Annotated in this window: 17 protein-coding genes, 1 tRNA gene and 3 rRNA genes; 16 read left to right on the forward strand and 5 right to left on the reverse strand. The window is 45.8% G+C overall.

Annotation, left to right across the window (positions count from 1 at the left end; translation table 11 throughout):
- Positions 1–648: 648 nt before the first annotated feature.
- The 10 genes from NSQ46_RS00385 (at position 649) to NSQ46_RS00430 (ending at position 14,009) form a co-directional block, all read left to right on the forward strand.
- Positions 649–2,202 (forward strand): 16S ribosomal RNA (locus tag NSQ46_RS00385).
- A gap of 424 nt (positions 2,203–2,626) precedes the next feature.
- Positions 2,627–5,553: ribosomal RNA gene (locus tag NSQ46_RS00390) — 23S ribosomal RNA — on the forward strand.
- 186 nt (positions 5,554–5,739) lie between these two features.
- A 5S ribosomal RNA gene (gene rrf, locus NSQ46_RS00395) occupies positions 5,740–5,856 on the forward strand.
- Together the 16S, 23S and 5S rRNA genes form the textbook arrangement of a ribosomal RNA operon.
- A gap of 618 nt (positions 5,857–6,474) precedes the next feature.
- Positions 6,475–7,932 carry an IMP dehydrogenase gene (guaB, locus tag NSQ46_RS00400; RefSeq protein ID WP_007133226.1) on the forward strand — a complete coding sequence of 486 codons (1,458 nt, stop codon included), beginning with the start codon at positions 6,475–6,477 and terminating at the stop codon, positions 7,930–7,932.
- Positions 7,933–8,102: 170 nt separating this feature from the next.
- A complete protein-coding gene (locus NSQ46_RS00405; protein ID WP_007133227.1) occupies positions 8,103–9,515 on the forward strand; it encodes a D-alanyl-D-alanine carboxypeptidase family protein in 1,413 nt (470 codons plus the stop codon).
- Positions 9,516–9,687: 172 nt separating this feature from the next.
- A complete protein-coding gene (gene pdxS / locus NSQ46_RS00410; protein ID WP_007133228.1) occupies positions 9,688–10,569 on the forward strand; it encodes a pyridoxal 5'-phosphate synthase lyase subunit PdxS in 882 nt (293 codons plus the stop codon).
- Between the two features lie 16 nt (positions 10,570–10,585).
- Positions 10,586–11,170, forward strand: coding sequence for a pyridoxal 5'-phosphate synthase glutaminase subunit PdxT (gene pdxT, locus NSQ46_RS00415; protein ID WP_007133229.1), 585 nt, complete (start codon positions 10,586–10,588; stop codon positions 11,168–11,170).
- A 193-nt stretch (positions 11,171–11,363) separates the two neighbouring features.
- Complete coding sequence (gene serS, locus NSQ46_RS00420) at positions 11,364–12,644, forward strand: serine--tRNA ligase (RefSeq protein ID WP_007133230.1); 1,281 nt, start codon at positions 11,364–11,366, stop codon at positions 12,642–12,644.
- A 79-nt stretch (positions 12,645–12,723) separates the two neighbouring features.
- Positions 12,724–12,812: transfer RNA gene (locus NSQ46_RS00425), tRNA-Ser, on the forward strand.
- A 135-nt stretch (positions 12,813–12,947) separates the two neighbouring features.
- Positions 12,948–14,009, forward strand: a complete 1,062-nt coding sequence (locus tag NSQ46_RS00430) for a tyrosine-type recombinase/integrase (RefSeq protein ID WP_342575997.1) — start codon at positions 12,948–12,950, stop codon at positions 14,007–14,009.
- Positions 14,010–14,385: 376 nt separating this feature from the next.
- On the opposite strand, the gene NSQ46_RS00435 is transcribed toward NSQ46_RS00430, so the two are convergent.
- The gene (locus tag NSQ46_RS00435; protein ID WP_342575999.1) at positions 14,386–14,595 is read right to left on the reverse strand and encodes a helix-turn-helix transcriptional regulator; all 210 of its coding nucleotides are present in this window, start codon (positions 14,593–14,595) and stop codon (positions 14,386–14,388) included.
- 363 nt (positions 14,596–14,958) lie between these two features.
- Here NSQ46_RS00435 and NSQ46_RS00440 point away from each other — a divergent pair, with 363 nt between their 5' ends.
- On the forward strand, positions 14,959–15,660 hold the full coding sequence (locus tag NSQ46_RS00440; RefSeq protein ID WP_342576000.1) for a hypothetical protein: 702 nt from the start codon (positions 14,959–14,961) through the stop codon (positions 15,658–15,660).
- Between the two features lie 27 nt (positions 15,661–15,687).
- A complete protein-coding gene (locus tag NSQ46_RS00445; protein ID WP_342576002.1) occupies positions 15,688–15,789 on the forward strand; it encodes an SHOCT domain-containing protein in 102 nt (33 codons plus the stop codon).
- Between the two features lie 45 nt (positions 15,790–15,834).
- Here NSQ46_RS00445 and NSQ46_RS00450 read toward each other — a convergent pair whose 3' ends face one another.
- Complete coding sequence (locus NSQ46_RS00450) at positions 15,835–16,464, reverse strand: NUMOD4 domain-containing protein (protein ID WP_342576005.1); 630 nt, start codon at positions 16,462–16,464, stop codon at positions 15,835–15,837.
- Between the two features lie 1,064 nt (positions 16,465–17,528).
- Between NSQ46_RS00450 and NSQ46_RS00455 the strand changes: the two genes are divergently transcribed.
- From NSQ46_RS00455 to NSQ46_RS00470, 4 genes are all read left to right on the forward strand, one after another.
- Positions 17,529–17,984, forward strand: a complete 456-nt coding sequence (locus NSQ46_RS00455) for a DUF6431 domain-containing protein (protein WP_251537693.1) — start codon at positions 17,529–17,531, stop codon at positions 17,982–17,984.
- 41 nt (positions 17,985–18,025) lie between these two features.
- Positions 18,026–19,375 (forward strand): DDE-type integrase/transposase/recombinase, encoded by a 1,350-nt coding sequence (locus NSQ46_RS00460; RefSeq protein ID WP_251537694.1) that lies wholly within the window; start codon positions 18,026–18,028, stop codon positions 19,373–19,375.
- Positions 19,368–20,168 carry an AAA family ATPase gene (locus NSQ46_RS00465; protein WP_251537695.1) on the forward strand — a complete coding sequence of 267 codons (801 nt, stop codon included), beginning with the start codon at positions 19,368–19,370 and terminating at the stop codon, positions 20,166–20,168. The genes NSQ46_RS00460 and NSQ46_RS00465 overlap by 8 nt, the downstream gene beginning before the upstream one ends.
- Positions 20,169–20,434: 266 nt before the next feature.
- Complete coding sequence (locus NSQ46_RS00470) at positions 20,435–20,776, forward strand: helix-turn-helix domain-containing protein (protein ID WP_210094112.1); 342 nt, start codon at positions 20,435–20,437, stop codon at positions 20,774–20,776.
- A gap of 165 nt (positions 20,777–20,941) precedes the next feature.
- Here the strand turns inward: NSQ46_RS00470 and NSQ46_RS00475 are convergent, their stop codons facing one another.
- From NSQ46_RS00475 to NSQ46_RS00485, 3 genes are read right to left on the reverse strand one after another with little or no spacing between them, the layout of a single operon-like run.
- On the reverse strand, positions 20,942–22,543 hold the full coding sequence (locus NSQ46_RS00475) for a DUF2326 domain-containing protein (RefSeq protein ID WP_210094111.1): 1,602 nt from the start codon (positions 22,541–22,543) through the stop codon (positions 20,942–20,944).
- A complete protein-coding gene (locus NSQ46_RS00480; RefSeq protein WP_210094110.1) occupies positions 22,521–22,763 on the reverse strand; it encodes an ABC-three component system middle component 7 in 243 nt (80 codons plus the stop codon). Before NSQ46_RS00480 ends, NSQ46_RS00475 begins: the two co-directional genes overlap by 23 nt.
- Positions 22,760–23,524 (reverse strand): ABC-three component system protein, encoded by a 765-nt coding sequence (locus NSQ46_RS00485; protein ID WP_210094109.1) that lies wholly within the window; start codon positions 23,522–23,524, stop codon positions 22,760–22,762. The genes NSQ46_RS00480 and NSQ46_RS00485 overlap by 4 nt, the downstream gene beginning before the upstream one ends.
- Between the last annotated feature and the right edge of the window lie 290 nt (positions 23,525–23,814).

A 23,814-nucleotide genomic window follows, 5' to 3' on the forward strand; every position in this document is an offset into this window, starting at 1 on the left:
TTTCAAAGGCAGTCGGCTTGGTAGCTGGCTGCTTTTTTTATGACTTCTTTCCATTGTTCCTTGTTTATGTGGCTGTATCATTAAACGAAGGTAGTCTCCTTCATGCATTTAAGTAGAATCTTTCCGCAAAATGGATCGAGCAATAGGAGAGGCGTGAAGCTCGTACGGAGAGGAACCTGCAATCGTTAATCGGTTAGGGACGGATATACGGCGGCGGCCTATGGATGATTTAATGATCATTCATTACAAATGACGAGGATGATTTTACCACAAGGCAATATTGTAATTAAGGGTTGCACAATTCTAAATCCCATGGTATATTATATTTCCGGCCAAGAAAACAGCCGGTAAGCACACCGGATTGAACAAGCTAAAGAGAATGGATTGAAAAAAGAAATTCAAAAAAAGCTTGCATTAATCGAAAGAGTATGATAAGATATAAAAGTTGCTAGCGAGAGAGGCTGCTGGTAACGAACGAAAAGGTTGATCTTTGAAAACTGAACAACGAGTGAGTAAAAACGAACCGCTTCGGCGGGGAGTTACAATAGAGAATTGAACAAATTCTCGTCAGTTTTTGTAATGAGCTACAAACTCATCGGTTGGATATTTTCTTGGAGTAATCCAGGAAGGTATTCACTCGAAAAATCCTTATTGGAGAGTTTGATCCTGGCTCAGGACGAACGCTGGCGGCGTGCCTAATACATGCAAGTCGAGCGGACTTGATGAGGAGCTTGCTTCTCTGAGAGTTAGCGGCGGACGGGTGAGTAACACGTAGGTAACCTGCCCTCAAGACTGGGATAACTACCGGAAACGGTAGCTAATACCGGATAATTAAATCTGCTGCATGGCGGAGTTATGAAAGGCGGAGCAATCTGTCACTTGAGGATGGGCCTGCGGCGCATTAGCTAGTTGGTGAGGTAACGGCTCACCAAGGCGACGATGCGTAGCCGACCTGAGAGGGTGAACGGCCACACTGGGACTGAGACACGGCCCAGACTCCTACGGGAGGCAGCAGTAGGGAATCTTCCGCAATGGGCGAAAGCCTGACGGAGCAACGCCGCGTGAGTGATGAAGGTTTTCGGATCGTAAAGCTCTGTTGCCAGGGAAGAACGTCTCATAGAGTAACTGCTATGAGAGTGACGGTACCTGAGAAGAAAGCCCCGGCTAACTACGTGCCAGCAGCCGCGGTAATACGTAGGGGGCAAGCGTTGTCCGGAATTATTGGGCGTAAAGCGCGCGCAGGCGGTTCTTTAAGTCTGGTGTTTAAACCCGAGGCTCAACTTCGGGACGCACTGGAAACTGGGGGACTTGAGTGCAGAAGAGGAGAGTGGAATTCCACGTGTAGCGGTGAAATGCGTAGATATGTGGAGGAACACCAGTGGCGAAGGCGACTCTCTGGGCTGTAACTGACGCTGAGGCGCGAAAGCGTGGGGAGCGAACAGGATTAGATACCCTGGTAGTCCACGCCGTAAACGATGAATGCTAGGTGTTAGGGGTTTCGATACCCTTGGTGCCGAAGTTAACACATTAAGCATTCCGCCTGGGGAGTACGGTCGCAAGACTGAAACTCAAAGGAATTGACGGGGACCCGCACAAGCAGTGGAGTATGTGGTTTAATTCGAAGCAACGCGAAGAACCTTACCAAGTCTTGACATCCCTCTGAATCCTCTAGAGATAGAGGCGGCCTTCGGGACAGAGGAGACAGGTGGTGCATGGTTGTCGTCAGCTCGTGTCGTGAGATGTTGGGTTAAGTCCCGCAACGAGCGCAACCCTTGATCTTAGTTGCCAGCACTTCGGGTGGGCACTCTAAGGTGACTGCCGGTGACAAACCGGAGGAAGGTGGGGATGACGTCAAATCATCATGCCCCTTATGACTTGGGCTACACACGTACTACAATGGCTGGTACAACGGGAAGCGAAGCCGCGAGGTGGAGCCAATCCTAAAAAGCCAGTCTCAGTTCGGATTGCAGGCTGCAACTCGCCTGCATGAAGTCGGAATTGCTAGTAATCGCGGATCAGCATGCCGCGGTGAATACGTTCCCGGGTCTTGTACACACCGCCCGTCACACCACGAGAGTTTACAACACCCGAAGTCGGTGGGGTAACCCGCAAGGGAGCCAGCCGCCGAAGGTGGGGTAGATGATTGGGGTGAAGTCGTAACAAGGTAGCCGTATCGGAAGGTGCGGCTGGATCACCTCCTTTCTATGGAGTACCTCGCTTCCGTAGCGAAGCGGTACAAATACGGTCAGCGCAAGCTGCCGGATAAATAGACTTTACGAAGTAAAGTCGACCTACTCACTCGTTGGTCAGTTTTGAGAGTTCAACCTCTCAAGCTTGTTGATTCCAGATCTTTCTTGTAGACAAGATCGCTGAGAATTGATAAGATATTCTTCCGGTCGATTAACGGCCGATTGAATTTGATCCTTGAAAACTAGATAACGAAACGAATTTGCGTTTTAGAAATATCCTTTTAGCTGAACTTGTGTCAAAACAAGTTTCAATAAAAGTAGCACGCGAAGGTTTTGGGATCATCGATCCTTTGGGAGCTTGTTTCACCATTGAGTGGTTTTATCCAATCAGGAAACAAGCGGACAACAGAGCGATGAGCACAATAACCGGAGCATAAGGTTAAGCTACTAAGAGCACACGGAGGATGCCTAGGCGCTAGGAGCCGATGAAGGACGTGGCGAACAACGATACTGCCTCGGGGAGCTGTAAGCAAGCTTCGATCCGGGGATGTCCGAATGGGGAAACCCAGCTGGTGTAATAGCCAGTTACCCGTATCTGAATACATAGGATGCGAGGAGGCATACCCAGGGAACTGAAACATCTAAGTACCTGGAGGAAGAGAAAACAAGAGTGATTCCGTCAGTAGCGGCGAGCGAACGCGGAACAGCCTAAACCAGAGAGCTTGCTCTCTGGGGTTGTGGGACGTCTCACATGGAGTTACAAAGGTTTAGATTAGACGAACAGGTCTGGAAAGGCCGGCCATAGAAGGTAAAAGCCCTGTAATCGAAAATGTGAACCCTCCGAGACGGATCCCGAGTAGTGCGGGGCACGTGAAACCCCGTATGAATCCAGCAGGACCATCTGCTAAGGCTAAATACTCCCTAGCGACCGATAGTGAAGCAGTACCGTGAGGGAAAGGTGAAAAGCACCCCGGAAGGGGAGTGAAATAGAACCTGAAACCGTGTGCTTACAAGAAGTCAGAGCCCGATCTATGGGTGATGGCGTGCCTTTTGTAGAATGAACCGGCGAGTTACGTTCCCATGCAAGGTTAAGGCGAGAAGCCGTAGCCGCAGCGAAAGCGAGTCTGAATAGGGCGCTTTAGTATGTGGACGTAGACCCGAAACCGTGTGATCTACCCCTGTCCAGGGTGAAGGTGCGGTAACACGCACTGGAGGCCCGAACCCACGTACGTTGAAAAGTGCGGGGATGAGGTGGGGGTAGCGGAGAAATTCCAATCGAACTCGGAGATAGCTGGTTCTCCCCGAAATAGCTTTAGGGCTAGCCTCGGAATTGAGAGTCGTGGAGGTAGAGCACTGATTGGGTGCGGGGCCCGCAAGGGTTACCAAGCTCAGTCAAACTCCGAATGCCATAGACTTATATCCGGGAGTCAGACAGTGAGTGCTAAGATCCATTGTCAAAAGGGAAACAGCCCAGACCATCAGCTAAGGTCCCCAAGTGTGTGTTAAGTGGGAAAGGATGTGGAGTTGCACAGACAACCAGGATGTTGGCTTAGAAGCAGCCACCATTTAAAGAGTGCGTAATAGCTCACTGGTCGAGTGACTCTGCGCCGAAAATGTAACGGGGCTAAACACACCACCGAAGCTATGGCTTGATGCTTGCATCAGGGGTAGGGGAGCGTTGTATGTAGGTTGAAGGTGTACCGTAAGGAGCGCTGGACAGCATACAAGTGAGAATGCCGGTATGAGTAACGAAAAGATCAGTGAGAATCTGATCCGCCGAAAGCCCAAGGTTTCCTGAGGAAGGCTCGTCCGCTCAGGGTAAGTCGGGACCTAAGGCGAGGCCGAAAGGCGTAGTCGAAGGACAACAGGTTGAAATTCCTGTACCACCGTAAACCGTTATGAACGATGGGGTGACGCAGGAGGGTAGTGACGCGGACTGATGGATGTCCGTCCAAGCAGTGAGGCTGATGTGTAGGCAAATCCGCACATCGTAAGGCTGGGCTGTGATGGGGAGTGAAAATTACAGTAGCGAAGGTCATGATCTCACACTGCCAAGAAAAGCCTCTAGTCAGGTGAAGGTGCCCGTACCGCAAACCGACACAGGTAGGCGAGAAGAGAATTCTAAGGCGCGCGGAAGAACTCTCGTTAAGGAACTCGGCAAAATGACCCCGTAACTTCGGGAGAAGGGGTGCCTCGGTAGGGTGAATAGCCCGAGGGGGCCGCAGTGAAAAGGCCCAAGCGACTGTTTAGCAAAAACACAGGTCTGTGCGAAGCCGCAAGGCGAAGTATACGGGCTGACGCCTGCCCGGTGCTGGAAGGTTAAGGGGAGCGGTTAGGGGTTAAACCCGAAGCTGTGAACCGAAGCCCCAGTAAACGGCGGCCGTAACTATAACGGTCCTAAGGTAGCGAAATTCCTTGTCAGGTAAATTCTGACCCGCACGAATGGCGTAACGACTTGGGCGCTGTCTCAACGAGAGATCCGGTGAAATTTTAATACCTGTGAAGATGCAGGTTACCCGCGACAAGACGGAAAGACCCCATGGAGCTTTACTGCAGCTTGATATTGGATTTGGGTACGATCTGTACAGGATAGGTGGGAGCCTTTGAAGCATGAGCGCCAGCTTGTGTGGAGGCGACGTTGGGATACCACCCTGATCGTATCTAGGTTCTAACCTGGTACCGTGATCCGGTACGGGGACAGTGTCAGGCGGGCAGTTTGACTGGGGCGGTCGCCTCCTAAAGAGTAACGGAGGCGCCCCAAGGTTCCCTCAGAATGGTTGGAAATCATTCGAAGAGTGCAAAGGCATAAGGGAGCTTGACTGCGAGACCTACAAGTCGAGCAGGGACGAAAGTCGGGCTTAGTGATCCGGTGGTACCGCATGGAAGGGCCATCGCTCAACGGATAAAAGCTACCCTGGGGATAACAGGCTTATCTCCCCCAAGAGTCCACATCGACGGGGAGGTTTGGCACCTCGATGTCGGCTCATCGCATCCTGGGGCTGAAGTAGGTCCCAAGGGTTGGGCTGTTCGCCCATTAAAGCGGTACGCGAGCTGGGTTCAGAACGTCGTGAGACAGTTCGGTCCCTATCTGTCGTGGGCGTAGGAAATTTGAGAGGAGCTGTCCTTAGTACGAGAGGACCGGGATGGACGTACCGCTGGTGCACCAGTTGTTCCGCCAGGAGCATGGCTGGGTAGCTACGTACGGACGGGATAAGCGCTGAAAGCATCTAAGCGTGAAGCCCCCCTCAAGATGAGATTTCCCAGTATGTAAGACCCCTTGAAGACGACGAGGTAGATAGGTTGGAGGTGGAAGTGCAGTAATGCATGGAGCTGACCAATACTAATCGGTCGAGGGCTTATCCTAAAAGCTTTCTGAAAGAAAGCTCGCTACGGAAGCATAAAGATTTTTCAGTAAGACGCAAAGACGTTTCGTATCTAGTTTTCAAGGTTCAAAAGATCTTGAAACGATTTTGAAGCTGCATGCCTTTTCTAAGGCTTGATATTTTGCTGGTGAGCAATCATTGAAGCAAAGTGCAGCGCAAAAATCACGTTTGGTGGCGATGGCGGAAGGGTTCCACGCGTTCCCATACCGAACACGACCGTTAAGCCTTCCAGCGCCGATGGTACTTGGACCGAAGGGTCCCGGGAGAGTAGGACGCCGCCAAGCGAACAACCATAAAGGCCGTTATCGAGCAATCGATGACGGCTTTTTTGTATATATTCTTGGGTATATATTATACGCTCAAGTAGCGTAAGGATTGAAGGGATATGGGTTAAACAGCGATGGCTAATACACATTGGCATAATAAAGGCTTACGTGTATGCAAAAAGCTTAAATATATCGTGATTTGATACGCCGAGGAGCAGGGTCCGTTAACCGATCAGTCATAAAGGCTGCCTTCAAGCAGGTTACTATGAAGATCGCAGAAATGATCAGCTGTTTAGTCTGTTTGATCTTAGGTGATACTATGTCAGCATGAGGCCCATCAAGGAATGTTACATCTTACACTTTTGGCTATTCAAAAGGGAAGGGGAAGATCAGGGTAAGGAAACCATGTAATAGAGGATTATTGATGATTTGTCCACTGTGTAAAGACAATCTGACGCCGTGGATGGATACCAATCGTCTTTTAGATAGGGGGCAATTCAATCCTTGACAGCCCATGGGCCCTTTGCTAAGATGGCAATAATATATTTTCTGAAAATACTTGAAAATGCCGTCCGGTCCAGCACTGACAGTCATTAAAAGTCCGCAGGATGACGACAAAAAGGAGGAATAACCCAGGTGTGGGAAGATAAGTTTAGCAAGGAAGGCTTCACTTTTGACGATGTATTGTTGGTTCCTAGAAAATCCGAGGTGCTTCCAAAGGAAGTGGATGTTACCACTCGATTGAGCGAGCATGTGAAGCTGAACATTCCCCTGATCAGTGCGGGAATGGATACCGTAACGGAGGCTCCTCTGGCGATTGCGATCGCGAGAGAAGGCGGAATCGGCATTATTCATAAAAATATGTCCGTTGAACAGCAAGCAGAGGAAGTGGATCGGGTCAAGCGCTCCGAAAGCGGCGTTATTACGAACCCATTCTCCCTGCATGCCGATAATCTTGTAGCCGATGCCGAGAAGCTGATGGGGAAATTCCGCATTTCCGGCGTTCCGATCGTGGATAAGGATAATAAACTGATCGGGATTTTGACGAACCGGGATCTTCGTTTTGTGCATGACTATAACACGGTCATTCGTGACGTGATGACCAGCGAGAACCTTGTGACTGCACCTGTTGGAACGACGCTTCAGGATGCAGAAACGATTTTGCAGAAGCATAAGATCGAGAAGCTCCCTTTGGTGGACGAAAATAACGTGCTAAAAGGGCTAATTACGATTAAAGATATCGAGAAGGCCATCCAGTTCCCTAACGCTGCGAAAGACGCTCAAGGACGCTTGTTGGTGGGCGCCGCCATCGGGATCTCCAAGGATACCTTTGAGCGAGCCGAAGCGCTTGTAAAAGCAGGCGTAGACGTCATCACCGTCGATTCCGCGCATGGACACCATATCAACATCGTCGACGCGGTACGGAAGCTGCGCGAGCTGTATCCGGATCTTACTATCATTGCAGGTAACGTAGCGACAGGTGAAGGTACAAGAGAATTGATCGAAGCCGGAGCCTCTGTCGTCAAAGTCGGGATCGGACCAGGCTCGATCTGTACGACCCGTGTCATTGCAGGTATTGGCGTACCGCAGATTACGGCGATCTATGACTGTGCTACGGTTGCTAAGGAATATGGCATTCCAATTATCGCGGACGGCGGCATTAAATATTCCGGTGAAATTACGAAGGCGATCGCTGCTGGAGCGCATGCAGTCATGCTGGGCAGCATGTTTGCCGGTACGGAAGAAAGCCCGGGCGAATCGGAAATTTATCAAGGTCGCCGATTTAAGGCTTACCGCGGCATGGGATCTCTGGCTGCAATGAAGCAAGGAAGTAAAGATCGTTACTTCCAGGATGACGACAAGAAATTGGTGCCGGAAGGCATTGAAGGCCGCGTGGCTTATAAAGGGCCGCTGGCGGACACGATTCATCAGCTGATCGGCGGATTGCGCTCAGGGATGGGCTACTGTGGTACGCAGAACCTTGAGGAGCTGCGCAATGATACGCAGTTTATCCGCATTACGGGTGCCGGACTTCGGGAAAGCCATCCGCATGATATTCAGATTACGAAGGAAGCACCGAACTACTCCTTGTAATCAAATCTGATCAACATAATCAGCATATGCACACAATGTTATTTATTTCCTGGACAAGCCGGGCGGAATCGCTCCGGCTTGTCTTTTTTTGATATCTCTCCTGTGATAGAATAGAACAAGTTAATGACTTAAACTTATGACTTATTGAGTAGTAGAGGGGAGTAATTCCATTGATAGAGAAGTCGATTAAGAGAAACAAACGATACCGCATACAACGTACGCTAGCATCCTTGATGCTGTTTAATATACTGTGCTTCTCGGCTGCACCGGCCGTCTCGCTGGCTGCGCCAACCACACTTGCTACGGCGGAGACCACCGACAACGCGAAAACCGGGGATGCCGCTGCGGATACGAAGAATGCCAAGGTTGATCGAGTTCCTTCAGCTCAACAGCTTGGACTCGAAGTGGAATCGGCGGTACTCATCGAATCGTCTACGGGTCAGGTGCTGTTATCCATTAATGCGGATAAGGCATTGCCGCCGGCCAGCATGACAAAGATGATGACCGAATACATCGTAGCTGAACAAGTGAAGCAAGGGAAGCTCTCATGGGACGAAGTAGTCACCGTTGGGGAGAATGCGGCCAAAACCGAAGGTTCACGTATATATCTTGCTGAAGGCGATCAACATACGGTTAGAGAACTTTACATTGCGATGGCTGTAGGCTCTGCGAACGATGCAACCGTTGCTTTGGCCGAGCGTGTAGCCGGTTCGGAAGAAGCTTTTGTGAAAATGATGAACGACACGGCCAAGAAGATGGGGCTTAAGACGGCCTTCTTTATTAACTCCACCGGTCTGAGCCGAGCGGATATGCCGGAGAAGTACCGCCCCAAAGAAGATAAGGAAACCGTAATGTCGGCTATGGACGTTGCCATACTGGCAAAGTACATCGTGGAGGACCATCCGGATTTTGCCGAGTTTACGGCACTCCAAAATTACAAATTCCGCGAGCGTGATGATAAACCAATCATTAACTATAACTGGATGCTGGAAGCGAACAAGAACATTACGAACTTCAAGTCATATGCTTACGAAGGATTAGATGGATTAAAGACAGGACATACCAGTGCTGCTGGCTACTGCTTCGCCGGTACGGCCGAACGGAATGGCATGCGCCTTATTAGTGTCGTGATGGGGACGAAGAATGAGCCCGCTCGTTTTGTACAAACCCGCAAGGTTCTGGACTATGGCTTCAACAACTTTGAAGTGAAAGAGGTTCAGCCTGCGGGGGCGACTGTTGAAGGTTTTGACAAGGTGCAGGTGAAGAAGGGCAAAGGTAAAGAAGCAAAGCTCGTGACCGATCGTGCCCTGACGTTCGTGGTGCCTAAAGGCTCCAATGGCAACAATATTCAATTCGAAGCGAAGCTCGATTCCAGTTCTGTAAATGCTCCTGTAGCAAAGAATACGAAGGTCGGGACGGTTACGTATAATTACAAGATCGAGGGCATGGCCAGCACCCAGAGCGATACGTTGAATCTGGTTACAGCCGAAGAAACGGAAAAGGCGGGCTGGTTCAAGCTGTTCCTGCGTGCGATTGGCGAATTCTTCGCGGATTTGTTCGATTCGATCAAAAATTTGTTCTAATCCGCAAAAGCCTTATAAATTCCGAGTAAATGGGTTGTGTATTTCATAACCTTGCGTTAAAATATCAAGTTAGATTCATTACAAATTTCTACAAGATTCACATGTACGATACCACCTGAGATCTTCATTTCGGGTGGTAAGATCTAAACATATATTCGGGAGGCTAGGGGATATGGAAACAGGAACATCTACTGTAAAAAGAGGTATGGCAGAAATGCAAAAGGGCGGCGTCATCATGGACGTCATGAATGCGGAGCAGGCGAAAATCGCTGAAGCTGCCGGCGCAACGGCAGTCATGGCGCTGGAGCGCGTACCTTCCGACATTCGTGCTGCCGGAGGCGTGGCTCGTATGGCAGACCCGACCATTATTGAAGAAGTGATGAAGGTTGTTTCCATTCCCGTTATGGCGAAAGCCCGTATCGGTCACTATGTGGAAGCGAAAGTGCTTGAATCGCTGGGCGTCGATTATCTTGATGAGAGTGAAGTGCTGACGCCGGCTGATGAGGTATACCACATCGATAAATGGGACTTTACGGTTCCGTTCGTATGCGGCGCGAAGGATATCGGTGAAGCGCTGCGCCGAATCGGAGAGGGCGCTTCGATGATCCGTACGAAGGGTGAGCCGGGAACCGGCAACATCGTTGAGGCGGTACGTCATATGCGCCTGATCAACAGCCAAATCCGTAAGGTACAGAATATGTCGAAGGACGAGTTGTATGCCGAAGCGAAGAACCTGGGCGTCTCTTATGATCTCTTGAAGGGTGTTCATGAGACTGGCAAGCTTCCTGTCGTGAACTTCGCGGCTGGCGGTGTTGCAACGCCTGCAGATGCTGCGCTTATGATGCATCTCGGTGCAGACGGCGTATTCGTAGGCTCCGGTATTTTCAAATCCGAGAATCCAGAGAAGTTCGCCCGTGCAATCGTTGAAGCGACAACGCACTACGATGATTACAAGCTGATTGCCGAAGTTTCGAAGAACCTTGGTACACCGATGAAAGGCATCGAGATTTCCAAGCTTACGGCTGCTGAACGTATGCAGGATCGCGGCTGGTAAGAGAGAAGGGGTAATATTGAAGATTGGCGTACTGGCACTTCAGGGTGCCGTTGCAGAACATATTCGGAGTATTGAACGGGCAGGTGCCGAAGCGATTCCGGTTAAACGAGTGGAGCAGCTTGGTGATATCGACGGCTTGATTATTCCTGGCGGCGAGAGCACCACCATCGGCAAGCTTATGCGTAAATATGATTTCATGGATGCGATCCGCAGCTTCTCCTCGCAGGGGAAGCCGATCTTCGGTACGTGCGCCGGCCTGATTGTGCTGGCAGAGCGGATCCAGGGCGATGAGGAAGCGCATCTGAAGCTCATGGATATCACGGTTGCGCGCAATGCATTCGGCCGTCAGCGAGAAAGCTTCGAGACAGACCTGAAGGTCGTGGGAATCGATGAACCGGTGCGTGCCGTGTTTATCCGGGCGCCGCTCATCCTGGAAGTAGGAGAAGGGGTTGAAGTTCTCTCTACGTACAACGATGAGATCGTGACGGCAAGACAAGGTCATCTGCTGGCAGCTTCCTATCATCCGGAGCTGACCGATGATTACCGGCTCCATGCATATTTTATTGAAATGGTCCGGGAGCAGGCAGACCGTCAAGGCTAAACCAAACATAGGCATAGGATCAGACAGAAGACATCTTGACTCTTTAGGCATTGCTAAGGGTCAAGTTTGTCTTTTTCGCTGAAATAAACTAAGATTGTAACGTATATGAGAGTTTGCAGCTTGCCAGCCTGGAGTACCGGGCCTAGAGCTGTTACGATACACCGATGGATGTTTTACTTTAGGAGGGTTTCCCGTGTTAGACGTAAAAATATTGCGCAGCGAGTTTAGTCGTGTAGAACAATCGCTTAAGAATCGCGGCAAGTCGCTTGATTTGATTGCGGATTTTCCGAAGCTTGACGCCCGTCGCCGGGAGTTGCTGCAGGAAAGCGAGAGCTTGAAGAATCGCCGCAACACCGTGTCGGCTGAAGTCGCTCGTCTGAAGAAGAACCGTGAGAATGCAGATGAGCTGATCCTGGAGATGCGCGAAGTCTCGGATAAGATCAAGGCGATGGACGAAGAGGTGCGCGAAGTTGAAGCAAACATAGCGGAGCTTACGCTTGCGATTCCGAATATTCCGCATGAGAGTGTGCCGGTAGGCGCCTCGGAAGAAGACAATGTGGAGGTTCGTCGTTGGTCGGAGCCTGCTGCATTTGATTTTGAGCCGAAAGCGCATTGGGAGCTTGCCCAAAACTTGAATATCCTTGACTTTGAAGCTGGTGCCAAAGTTACGGGCTCGAGATTTACCTTCTACAAAGGTCTTGGTGCGCGCCTTGAACGTGCCCTGATCAGCTTCATGATGGATCTGCACAGCGACAAACACGGCTATGAGGAAATGCTGCCTCCTTATATCGTCAACCGGGACAGCCTGTACGGAACCGGTCAGCTTCCGAAATTCGAAGAGGATCTGTTCAAGATCAGCGATACGGACTATTATCTGATTCCGACGGCCGAGGTTCCAGTCACGAACTACCATCGTGAGGAAATCTTGAATGCTGAAGATTTGCCGAAATATTATGTAGCCTACAGCTCTTGCTTCCGTTCCGAGGCCGGCGCAGCCGGGCGGGATACGCGCGGGCTGATTCGCCAGCATCAGTTCAACAAGGTTGAAATGGTGAAGATTGTGCATCCCGACACATCCTTTGACGAGCTCGAGAAGATGACGGCGGATGCCGAGCGTGTTCTGCAGCTCCTTAATCTTCCTTACCGCGTGATGGAGTTATGCACCGGCGATATGGGCTTTGGCTCGATGAAAACCTATGATCTTGAGGTATGGCTGCCCGAGAGCGGCGTATACCGTGAAATCTCCTCATGCTCGAATATCGGTGATTTCCAGGCACGCCGGGCGAATATCCGTTTCCGTCCGGAGCCGAAAGCGAAGCCGGAATTTGTCCACACCCTGAATGGGTCGGGACTTGCGGTGGGACGTACCGTTGCGGCAATCCTGGAGAATTATCAACAGGCTGACGGCTCGGTTGTCATCCCGGATGTGCTTCGTCCATACATGGGCAATATCAGCGTGATTGCACCGAAATAATTAGCTTGATTAAATCATTTGAGTTGTGGTATAATGAATGATGCACGTGATTCAATTTGGTGCAATTGTTATACCATATGGAGAGGTACCGAAGCGGTCATAACGGGGCGGTCTTGAAAACCGTTAGGGGGCAACTCCACATGGGTTCGAATCCCATCCTCTCCGCCATACATAATAAATTCTTTGTCGCAGAAGGATTTGCGGCAATTATGACTGAAACGCACTTGACTGTTGAACAGCGGTCTAGTGCGTTTTTTTGTGTTCGTGACCGTTAGAGGAAAATCTAACGGGAGGTACAGAAATATGAATACAAGAACAAGTAAAACATCACAGAAACGAGGTCAAAGAAAGAACAATTTAGACATACCTCAGCGGCTTTTGGACCGCCTGACTCCTTCGGTCTTAGAAACGCCTCGCTCCGCACACCAAGAAGCTGAGAAGTCTCGTCCTGAGACGTTGACACTGGACAAGCTATTTAACCGTTACTATGCCGCAAGGCAAGCGGCTGGGGCCGCTGAGCGCACCCTAGAGGACTACAGGAAGCACATGAACTGGTTTCGTCAGTTCTTGGCATTAGAGTACAACGGTCTGGATAACTTTGTACCGAATCGTGATGTAATTCGTTCATGGATTTCCCATATGCTGACGGTACAGAAGTTGAAGCCCTCAACAATTAACATTAGATTAAGAACAGTTAAGGCAATGTTCAATTGGGCTATTAGCGAAAGAATGATTAAAGAATCTCCATTCGATAATGTAGAATTACTAAAAGTGCCAGAGGAAGATTTTCAAGTAATTTCAAAGACACAGGAACGGAAACTGTTTAACTGTTGTGACTTGACCACTTTTACTGGACTACGTGATGCCCTGTTAATGTCATTCCTACTTGATACGGGGGTGCGTATTGGGGAGTGCATGAGAATTTTTGTAGAGGAAGTTGATCTGCAAAATCGCTCAGCATCTGTTAGGGCTGAATCAGCTAAAACCAGAAAAGCGCGGATGGTATACTTTGGGGCGAGAACACAAGAGCTATTGTTTATTTACCTTGCGTGGCATGAAATTAACGCACAAGCTCCAAACTTGTTTCTTAACGAGTTTGGTCAACCCTTAGACAAGAATTGGGCTACCAGATGTATCAGTTTTATTGGTAAGAAAGCTAAAATTACAGGTGTTCGCATTAGCCCCCACACTTTCCGACATACGTTTGCGACTCGTTATATAAAGGCAACAGGTGACCCGTTTTCATTACGTAGATTGCTTGGACATTCCTCCATGGAAATGGTCAATCGTTATGTTAATCAAGATGTTGCTGATGTACGTGAGCAGTATGAGAAATTCATGAATGGGGAAGCTGTGAAATGGTAACCTCACGAAGCGTATGGTTGGCTATGGTGGAGGATGGCGTATTTGAAAAAAAGGCTTATAGAACTCGCAAGGACGCATTCTAAGCTTGCTTTTGAACATATCGGAAAGTTACTCGTCCCGATCGGAGAAAATGCAAAAGGGCCGAATTTTAGTATTTGAGAGCCGAGAGTAATATTCTATACAATGTAGTTTAACTACAGAATCACCCATTCGACTTATTAGCGAATGGGTGATTTATTATTTCAGCTTATCGTATGTTCCAAGTACTTCTTTAGCAAGGCGAAGTACTAGCTTCACCTCCTCTATCTTCCTTCCAGCCAATAACGAGTTAAGTGCTTTAATCGATTCTTGTCTATCGGCCCGTTCCTCAATGCCCTCAATACCTTCGATCGACTGGACTTATATCTAAAGCAGTAATCACTTTTTCTAGTGTTTCCATCGAAATGTTTCGTTCACCGCGCTCAATATCTGAAATATATGTAACATGTATCCCGCTTTTTTCCGATAAAGATTCTTGAGTGTAGCCTTTTTCTTTGCGTATAGTTCTGATACGTTCACCAACGAGTTTTAAAAAATCAGAAGACATTTTTATCACTTCCTTTCCATACAAGCGTATGGAAGGAGTGCAGACTTTCACATAACCATATATCAGAAGTTTTAGTGAAATAATCATATATATACGATACTATAATTTGGTATATGACTTTAAAACTAGGGAGGTGCATATATGTGAGAATAAAGAACTACATACTCAGCTTTACTTGTATTTGTTTGATTCTATTGGGAACAGCATGTGAGTCAGAGAGCGATAAACGAAAGGCGAGAATTAAGCAGCTTGATAAGGAGATTAACCAGCTGAAGAAAGAAACCGATTTAATGAAGGATTATCTCGATGCCTGCGAAAAGGTGAGCAAATGTTAAAATATACTATGGATTTGAGGGTGTAAAAATGTATCTTGGCTTTGGAGGAGTATTAGCAATCCTTGCTTTTATTATGTTTTTCATTGCTATTAGTGGCGGTGGTGATTATCCGATCGTAGAGTGGATTCTATTAATCGGATTTGGAATTGGTTCGTGGTACTGCTATAAGAAGAATAAGGAACTTGAAGAAGAGAAAATGGCACAGAAGCGGCAAGAAACGGATGAAAGGTTAAAGCGTATCTCCAATCACAAATCGTCACAAAGATATACCTCAGCAAATGGAGATGTTACATTATCAATTGACGAGACGAATAAGCAAATATCGTTCATTTCTCTTAATTCATATAGAGATAGAGTATACAGCTATCGAGACATTTTGAAATCAGAGATTCTGACTGATGGTGTCAGTATTACTTCTACGAACAGGGGAAGTCAATTGGGCGGTGCTTTATTAGGTGGTTTACTAGCTGGTGGTGTTGGGGCAATGATTGGAGGACTTTCTGGCTCAACGACAAGCCAAGAAAAAGTAAAAAAGATCGAGTTGAACGTAATTGTCAATGATACTGCAAACCCGGTACATAAGATTACATTTTTAGATTCCGAAACTTCCGCATATGCAAAGGATAGTCAGGAATATAGAGATGGCTACAATACAGCATATCATTGTCATCAATTAATGGGAGTACTTATTAGGCAAGCAGACGAGGAAGACAACCAAAAAGAGATTTAAACGAGTAGCAATAATTCACAAGGAAACTTGTCAGTCGCTGATGAACTTAGAAAACTTGCCCAGCTAAAGGATGAGGGAATAATTAGCGGCGATGAATTTGAAGCACAGAAGAATAAGATGATTGGGTAATGTGAAAAAAACCAAGCAGATTTGTTGTTGGGATTGAAGTAGGTATTAACTCAAAATACAGACCGATTTTTTGCATAAGGATGCTGCTCCCTTTCTGTTAGGACGATTTGTTTGCTGTACACAACTGTCATCCGGATGATTAAACATCCATTCACATACATGTGCGAGTCTGCCATTGAGTACGTCATAAATTTTGTTCATGCTCACGAACAGAGCCTTTGACGCTTCTGATTGTGATGCAAATTCGCACTGCTCTCCTGTGTTCAAATGAGTAGCGACTATTGGTTTGCTGTTCTTCTTGATTAACCCATGTGCAATTGCGTGAGCAATATTTTCTTTAGGTGTCATCCAATTAAGATTTTTCAATCTATTGTCCAACTTATTTCCATTTTCATGGTTGACTTGCTCTTTGTTCTCTGGATTTGGAATGAATGCTATAGCGACAAGTCTATGAATAGCCATCCTCTTTTTCTGACCTTTCTTAGACAAAGTGACCCTTTGATAACCATCTCTTTGAATTTGTGGTTTTAAAATTTTCTCTTTACTTGTACCACTACTACTAAGACGCTTGACTCGACCATGATTTGAAACCTCATAAAATCCCTCGTAACCTACTACTGGAAGCCACTTTTCAACTTGTAAATCCTCATTTTGATTCATTTTGTTGATTGTCATGATAACCATCTCCTGCATTTCGAATTGAGGAGAGAACGACAAATAACCTTTGCCATGATTGGCAAAGGCTCATTTGTAATTACTCTTAGAAAAGGGGTATGCACCTCTTTTCTCTCTCACTTCTAAAAGAGTCGAAAACATCATGTGTTCAGTTGATTTGGCAAAAAGATTTTTGCGATGCGTGTGATATCAACTTGTTTCTGTATAGATATATAGGGGGACAAATCGTTTGCTATTATCGAAGTGAAATTATATGACTTGCTCTCAGGCAAGTGACTATTATATTTTGCGATACGAAGAGTATAAACAAATACGTAAGTCATGCTTGATTTTTAAAGCTTTTAAACAGTTTAAAACATTTAAAAGAATTGTACTGGGGAAAGAAGTCTTATTTTGTATTTCTCTTTTTTGTCCGAGTTATGTGAAGCCATGCAAGAGAGGACACATCAATTTTCACATAACCACAATTATGTGAAAAGACTTAACTAAGGCTGCCGGGGGATGGTTTACAGGTGGAAACCTAATTCCCCTATTTTCCAATCCCCGAACGCATACTTCCAAACTTCCGACCTTGATCTACGAGCCATTCGTTCTCTAAAACCTCTTTCGTTCCCACGATAAGGCTCTCTCGCAGATGTAGTATAACTTCACTGGTTTCCCTTGCCTTGGTTTAGAGAGAGGTTCAAGACATTCTAATGATGTGTCTCTTGTTTAATTATCAACTTCCCTAATAAATTTCAATGGTTCTGCGACACCTCTTCAATTAGTTCCTTTAAACAGCATTTTCATACTAACGAATATAATCGTGTTTACGCTGAAGCATAATGCCCGAAAGCTGACGGTGTTGCCTGTCCGGGGATTGACGAATATAATGTCCGTATCACAGAAAAGGAAAAGGATGCCTCCATATAGCGTGAGCCTGTTCGCGCAAGCTCACTGGAGACATCCCCTCACAAAACGTATGATCATTGTATCAAATTACGAGCTGGTTGAGAAGATCCCCGGCGTTTTTTGTTAGGTGTGCAGAAATTGTTCCTAGTCCTTGTTGCATTGCGAGTTTGACGGTGATCGGGAGCCGAAAACGGAAGCTTGTACATGCTACGGGAGAAAAGAGCGTCTTGGTCATCCGAAGACTACGTTGTACGGCTTGCCGGAAGATTCATCATGAGTTACCGGACTGCATTGTGCCTTACAAGCGTTACGAATCAGAATGTGTGGAGAATGTCATTGCGTCTGAACCCACGGAAGTAGATGTTGCCGCAGACAACTCCACACTGTACCGTTGGCGGACTTGGCTTTGCTCAATGGCTACCTACTGGTTAGGGTGCCTAGAGTCCATCGCCATTCGCTTTCATCTAGATGTTGTGAAGGAACCGTCCGCACCTTCACAAACTGCACACCATAGATTCGGACGTTATGTCGGAGATGCCGATGGATGGCTAGCAAGAGTTGTCCGACCTGTTGTGAATTCAAAATTGTGGGTACATACCCGTTCTGCATTCTTGTCCGAAGCCCTCTGAGATAGACTCGTAAACGAATCTACCAAAAGAGGTGTAAACGGATGAAAGATCAGAAGAAAGCGGAACAGATCGCTGCGGATCGTGTGCAGCTCCTTGCCCCGTTGCTTACGGAAGGGCTCGACCCGGCAAAGGCGAGGGAAATCAAGCAAAGAATTTGCGAGCAAATCGGAATATCGGAGAGAACGCTGCGGCGGTATTTAGCAGCCTACCGGCAAGATGGCTTTGGCGGATTAAAGCCGAAGAGCAAAGGAAAACAACCCACAGCCCCCGCCATTCCACCGGAGGTCTTGGAGCAAGCGATCTTGCTGCGGCGGGAAGTGCCAAGTCGCAGTGTTGCCCAGATCATTCAGATCTTGGAATGGGAAGGCCGCGTTAAGCCAGGTCAAATCAAACGGAGCACGCTTCAAGAGAAGCTCACTGAACGTGGTTATAGCACAAGGCATATGCGAATGTATGCAAACTCAGGTGTAGCGGCTCGACGATTCCAACAGCCACACCGCAATCGTCTATGGCACTCGGACATAAAGTACGGTCCGTATCTGCCCATTGGACCGGACGGAGCGATGAAACAAGTGTTTCTCGTTACCTTTATCGACGACGCGACGAGGTTTGTCCTGCACGGTGAGTTTTACCCGGTCATGGACAAGACGATCATTGAAGACAGCTTCCGAAAGGCCATTCAGAAGTACGGTGTTCCGGAAGCCGTGTACTTCGACAACGGGAAGCAGTATCGAACTAAGTGGATGACGCGAACGTGCTCCAAGCTCGGCATTCGCCTTCTGTTTGCTAGGCCATACTCGCCCGAATCAACCGGGAAAGTTGAACGCTTCAACCGGGTGGTAGATTCTTTCCTTAGCGAAGCAGCACTTGAAAAACCAAAGACGCTTGACCGCCTGAATGAATTGTTCGAAGTTTGGCTTTCGGAATGCTACCAGAACAAGCCGCATTCAGCACTTGACAAACGAAGCCCTGAAACCGCCTTTCGAAGTGACAAGAAGGCGCTTCGGTTTGTGGAACTAGAGATACTCGCCAATGCATTCCTTCATTGCGAAACCCGCAAAGTCGACAAAACCGGGTGCATCAGCTTCTTGGAGCGTAAATATGAAGTGGGGCTTCCGTTCATCGGATGTACCGTGGATGTCGTGTATGACCCGGCGGACATCACCGAGCTCGTGATCGAGTACGAAGGTCACGAACCATGGAAGGTAAAGGAACTCGTAATCGGGGAACGTGTCGGGAAACGTCCTCCACTGCCGGATCAACTTCAGCCGCTGCCGGCAGATTCATCGCGGCTGTTAAGCGTTGCTGAAGTACAAAGTCGCGGGCGCCGCGCTGAGCAAGTGCCGGCCATCAGCTTCCGTAAGAAAGGCAAGGTGAATGGCAATGTTTGAGGCATTCTATGAGCTTAGCCGTTCACCGTTCTCCAGGGACATTCTGCCTAGTGAGTTATATGAGTCGGAAATTTTGGAGGAGACGCTGGGGCGGCTAGAATATGCGGCAGAACGGCAATGGTTTGCGGTCGTGACCGGTGACTGCGGAACCGGAAAGACAACAACGATTCGGCGGTTTGCCGAAGAACTGGATCCTGCGAAGTTCAAGGTGCTCTATCTGTCGGATTCAAAACTGACACCGCGGCACTTCTACAAGGGGCTGCTGGAACAACTCGGTTGTGAATCGAAGTTTTATCGCGGGGATGCGAAACGTCAGCTGCATCGAGAGATCGAGCTCATGCGGGGAATTCATGGACTGCAGCCCGTCGTGGTCGTGGATGAAAGTCATCTTTTGGACCGAGAGATGCTGGAGGAAGTTCGCTTTCTACTAAATTTCAAGATGGATGCTCAAAGCCCAATGGCCCTCATCCTCGTCGGGCAAAGTGAATTGTGGGATCGCATTAACCTACAAGCCTACGCTGCGATTCGTCAACGCATCGATCTTCAATGCAAACTTCCGCATTATGACCGGGCCCAAACAGGAGCCTACATCGAGAGACACATGACTTATGCCGGTGCGGAACGAGACATCTTCACTGACGGAGCTATTGACGACATCTATCGTTACTCTGGCGGAGCAGCTAGGCTAATTAACAAAGTATGTACTCATTGCATGCTCTACGGCGCACAGAACAAACACCGCATTATCGACGATCATATGGTTAAGCGCGTCATTCAGGGAGAATTATCATAATTCTCCCTCTCGTATATCCGGATGCGGTCAGATTAACCGTCAATAGCAGGATAACTTACACCATCAATCTCCGGACATTATGCGTTAGCAATAACACTTAAGCTCCATGCGCCACGTTTTGAGCCAAGGAGTTTTATTTTTGGAAATATAGGGCAATCTTATTATATCAAAATACAATCCCTATAGGGTATATTTTATAAAACAAAACCCTATAGTATCTTGGAGTGGTTATATGGCTGGTCTATGGTTTGCTTAGGGTGATTGCTATGGATGATTTGATGAGGATGGTGGGGGAGGGCATTCGGCACTTCCGAAGACAACGTGGACTAAGCCAGGAGGAGCTTGCAAGTAAGGCGGAGGTACACGAAACTTATATTGGTAAGCTAGAACGTTCTGAAAAAGTATGCTCTGTTGTGGTACTCGCTAAAATTACGAATGCACTCGATCTCTCGATGGTGGAGTTCTTTAGTTATATCCAGCCTGTGAGTGGAGAGGAACGGGAGTCTACACTCACAGAAATTGTGGACAGGCTCCGAAGCAGGAGTGAGGCTGAGCAGAAGAGGATACTGAAAGTTATAGACGTTATGCTGGATGATCAGTTGAGTTAAGAGGGAGAGTCATGGTCCGAGAGGGTCGACTAAAGCTTGGAGAGTTAAAAGGAGCTGCTGCGGCAGCTCCCTTTTACATTATTCAAGTTAAGTTGGTATTATACGTTGTATTATCACAGATACTATTACAAGGAGTCGATGATTGATTCCTTGTTTTTATGATCATCAACGCCAGTCTTTAATAAATAACAGACGGTCTCTCGATAACGAAATTGCCTTTTGTTCCGTTAAAATTATCTGTGTATATTCAGAGTATCTATCTATAGTGTCTATTGCAATGAAAATTTGTCTAGTGGATTTTTGATTATAAATCTTGATTATGTTTTCAACAACATTATCTTCGATGTTTTTAAATAGAATTGAGTCATGTATTAGAATGGGGAGTTTAGTAAGTTCAAAGACGGCAAGATCCAAAATTAATAAATTTGTATATGCCTTTCCAGTCCCAGTATTATCAAATACTTTATAATTATAGTCCTTCTCCAATAATTCTAATTTCGGTGAACGCCTGCTTTCATTATGAATTGAGTCATTAATTGTCAATAGTTTAGTGTTCACCAAATCAGTGACTTTTTCAATACTTTGCACCTTTTTTTCGCTAATATCGGTTTCAGTTGTTTCTATATCTTTTTTTATATTCTGCGATTTTAGGTAAATTTTATTTTCGAGTTCGATGCTTCTAAGTCTTGTTGATAAATCAAACAAATGCTCAATTAAGTGGTTAGATTGCCCATCATTACTGAGAAGCGAATTCATAGTGGAATCAATTTTACTGATCTGTTCATCAAAAAAATTAACTTCTAACTCCAGTCGCCTTTTTTCTTTTTTTAACTCCTCAGCAAGAATCTTTGATATATTTTCGTGAAATCTCTCAATATTCATTAATTTTTCTAAGTTAACATTTGGAAAAAACTCAACCAATTTTTCAAATTTTTGATCTACATGCTTATTTTTAAGATTCTTATTAATACGGATCAGTTTTGTTCTAAAGTAATCGCGTTCCTTGATTAATTTATTCTTTTCCTTTTGTAAGTTAAAGAGTTCTTCTGAAACAAAGTCACTTATGTTAAGTGCAACTTTATAAATATTCTCTTTAATATCTGTAATTTTTTCTTCAATTTCTTCTATCTCTTTAAGATTTTTTTCATACTTAGTTTTTGTGATCTTTGGCACATAATCATATTTGCCTGCTTTATTAAGAGTAAGGCGTGAATCTTTAAGTAATTTCAACTTTTTTTCTTCATGAATGATGTTATCATAAGCATTAAACAGTAGAAGAAATCTTACTACGGTATCGGCGTTTCTCTCCTTAGGAAAAGTGTGGAGAGGTCTTTTTACGTCCAGATTATGTTTTCCCCAAATCCTTGAATATAGACTTACTGCTGATCGGAAAGATAGATGTTCCGAGGGCAACGAGTATTGTTTTTTTAGGAACTTCAAATATTCTTCTAGCGTCATGGTATTTATCTTATCGAAGCTTTCATTACATTCATATACTTCTTTTGGGTTCACTGTACCTCTAATAAAGAAAAACTTCTCAGTACTAAATTCAAAGAAAAATTGAAATTCATGATCACCCAATTCCCTCATCACATCGTTATTGTATTCAGTGTAAGAAGTTCCTCCAAAAATAAAATCTATGATCATTAACAGCGTCGATTTTCCAATTGAGTTTGACCCTTGATTATCTCCTAAAACAACATTTAAACCTGGATGGAAATCGATTGTTTTTTCTCTAAAAACATCACATCGAATCTGTTTTAACATATTGTATGACCCCACTATCTGTGTCAAGATCAATAACATCTAATAAAAAAAGTACATCGAGAGAATAAATGAATTCATCAATCCCTTCAAATTCAGGACCAAGCTCAACAAACAAATCTGCCACTCTATAATTTTTATTTATACGCAACATTTCTAAAATAATTAGCATTCTATTAATAATGGAGTTCTCAAATGAGATGATTTTGTTAGGCACAATCATGAGAACACCTCACAGTTCTGAACAAAAAATGATATTACAATTTTACAAGCTTCTAAAGAGCTGTTTTCTGTCTTTTTGCTTAACCACTCAGATAAATTTTGGTATATATCCTCCTGGGTATGGCCGGCTTTTTTCAACACCATATAAAAAGCTTTTACCTGTGTAGCAATAGTTTCAAAAGTATCTCCATTAGTTTTGTCAAGCTCTGTAAACTGCTCCTTAATAAATAAATAATATTCAGCTACATCTGACTTTATTTTCCTTTTTGTAAGTCTTGATAAAGTACCGTTTGCTTTTTCATCCACTTTTATTGCATCTAAATTAAGTGTTTCGGGCTCAAGTATCCAGTCAATGTCACTAGCTAATGTTGTTAAAATGGCTTTAATCTCGTACTCAATTTGGTAATTTGAATATTGTTTTCTATTCTCATTCCTTGCTATAAACTGCTTCTTTATGGATAATAATTTTCGGTACTCTGCGACTGTTCTTGGATTATCAAATTTTCTATGACAGTCTCTACAAAGAGCAATATAATTATTTATATCATTGACATCTTCACTCAACTTTTCTTCATCTTTTAGAAGTGAAATTTCATGAGTGCTGGGGTTTAACGGATAAATATGGGCTCCTTCGAAAATTTTGTATTGCCTACCACCTTTAGAGTATATGAGACTTTTTGCACATAGAGGACATATTCCTTCAACCTCTGAGAAGAGAATAAGATTTTCATTTTCAGTTAGAGGTTTTCTATTGTCCTGCATGTTGCACCTCAAATCATCAGTAATTAATCATTTCCATATTAACCCACTACGAATATTATTTAAATGAAAAAATATACTATTTCAACAAATATGTCCAAGTGGCTTTCTGAATTAATATAGTAGACAAATCAATTGATGGGGAATTTGCTTTAAATGGCCGATCTATATAACTACGCAATAAGTGTACTGAAGGGGATAATCTTTATAGTGGGATTGTAAATTTAGAGGGGGGTTACAGGATAAACCAATTCATTCCCATAAAATCAGGGCTCCCTCAAACTGGTGGGAGC

The sequence above is a fragment of the Paenibacillus sp. FSL M8-0142 genome (genome assembly GCF_038597315.1).
Taxonomy (GTDB): domain Bacteria; phylum Bacillota; class Bacilli; order Paenibacillales; family Paenibacillaceae; genus Paenibacillus_AQ; species Paenibacillus_AQ lactis.

Coding starts and splice junctions, on each gene's coding strand:
- NSQ46_RS00435 (WP_342575999.1), bottom strand. CDS start 14,595: ATGTCTTCTGATTTTTTAAAACTCGTTGGTGAACGTATCAGAACTATA.
- NSQ46_RS00430 (WP_342575997.1), top strand. CDS start 12,948: ATGAATACAAGAACAAGTAAAACATCACAGAAACGAGGTCAAAGAAAG.
- NSQ46_RS00440 (WP_342576000.1), top strand. CDS start 14,959: ATGTATCTTGGCTTTGGAGGAGTATTAGCAATCCTTGCTTTTATTATG.
- NSQ46_RS00450 (WP_342576005.1), bottom strand. CDS start 16,464: ATGACAATCAACAAAATGAATCAAAATGAGGATTTACAAGTTGAAAAG.
- NSQ46_RS00460 (WP_251537694.1), top strand. CDS start 18,026: ATGAAAGATCAGAAGAAAGCGGAACAGATCGCTGCGGATCGTGTGCAG.
- NSQ46_RS00475 (WP_210094111.1), bottom strand. CDS start 22,543: ATGTTAAAACAGATTCGATGTGATGTTTTTAGAGAAAAAACAATCGAT.
- NSQ46_RS00485 (WP_210094109.1), bottom strand. CDS start 23,524: ATGCAGGACAATAGAAAACCTCTAACTGAAAATGAAAATCTTATTCTC.
- pdxS (WP_007133228.1), top strand. CDS start 9,688: ATGGAAACAGGAACATCTACTGTAAAAAGAGGTATGGCAGAAATGCAA.
- NSQ46_RS00470 (WP_210094112.1), top strand. CDS start 20,435: ATGGATGATTTGATGAGGATGGTGGGGGAGGGCATTCGGCACTTCCGA.
- NSQ46_RS00465 (WP_251537695.1), top strand. CDS start 19,368: ATGTTTGAGGCATTCTATGAGCTTAGCCGTTCACCGTTCTCCAGGGAC.
- NSQ46_RS00480 (WP_210094110.1), bottom strand. CDS start 22,763: ATGATTGTGCCTAACAAAATCATCTCATTTGAGAACTCCATTATTAAT.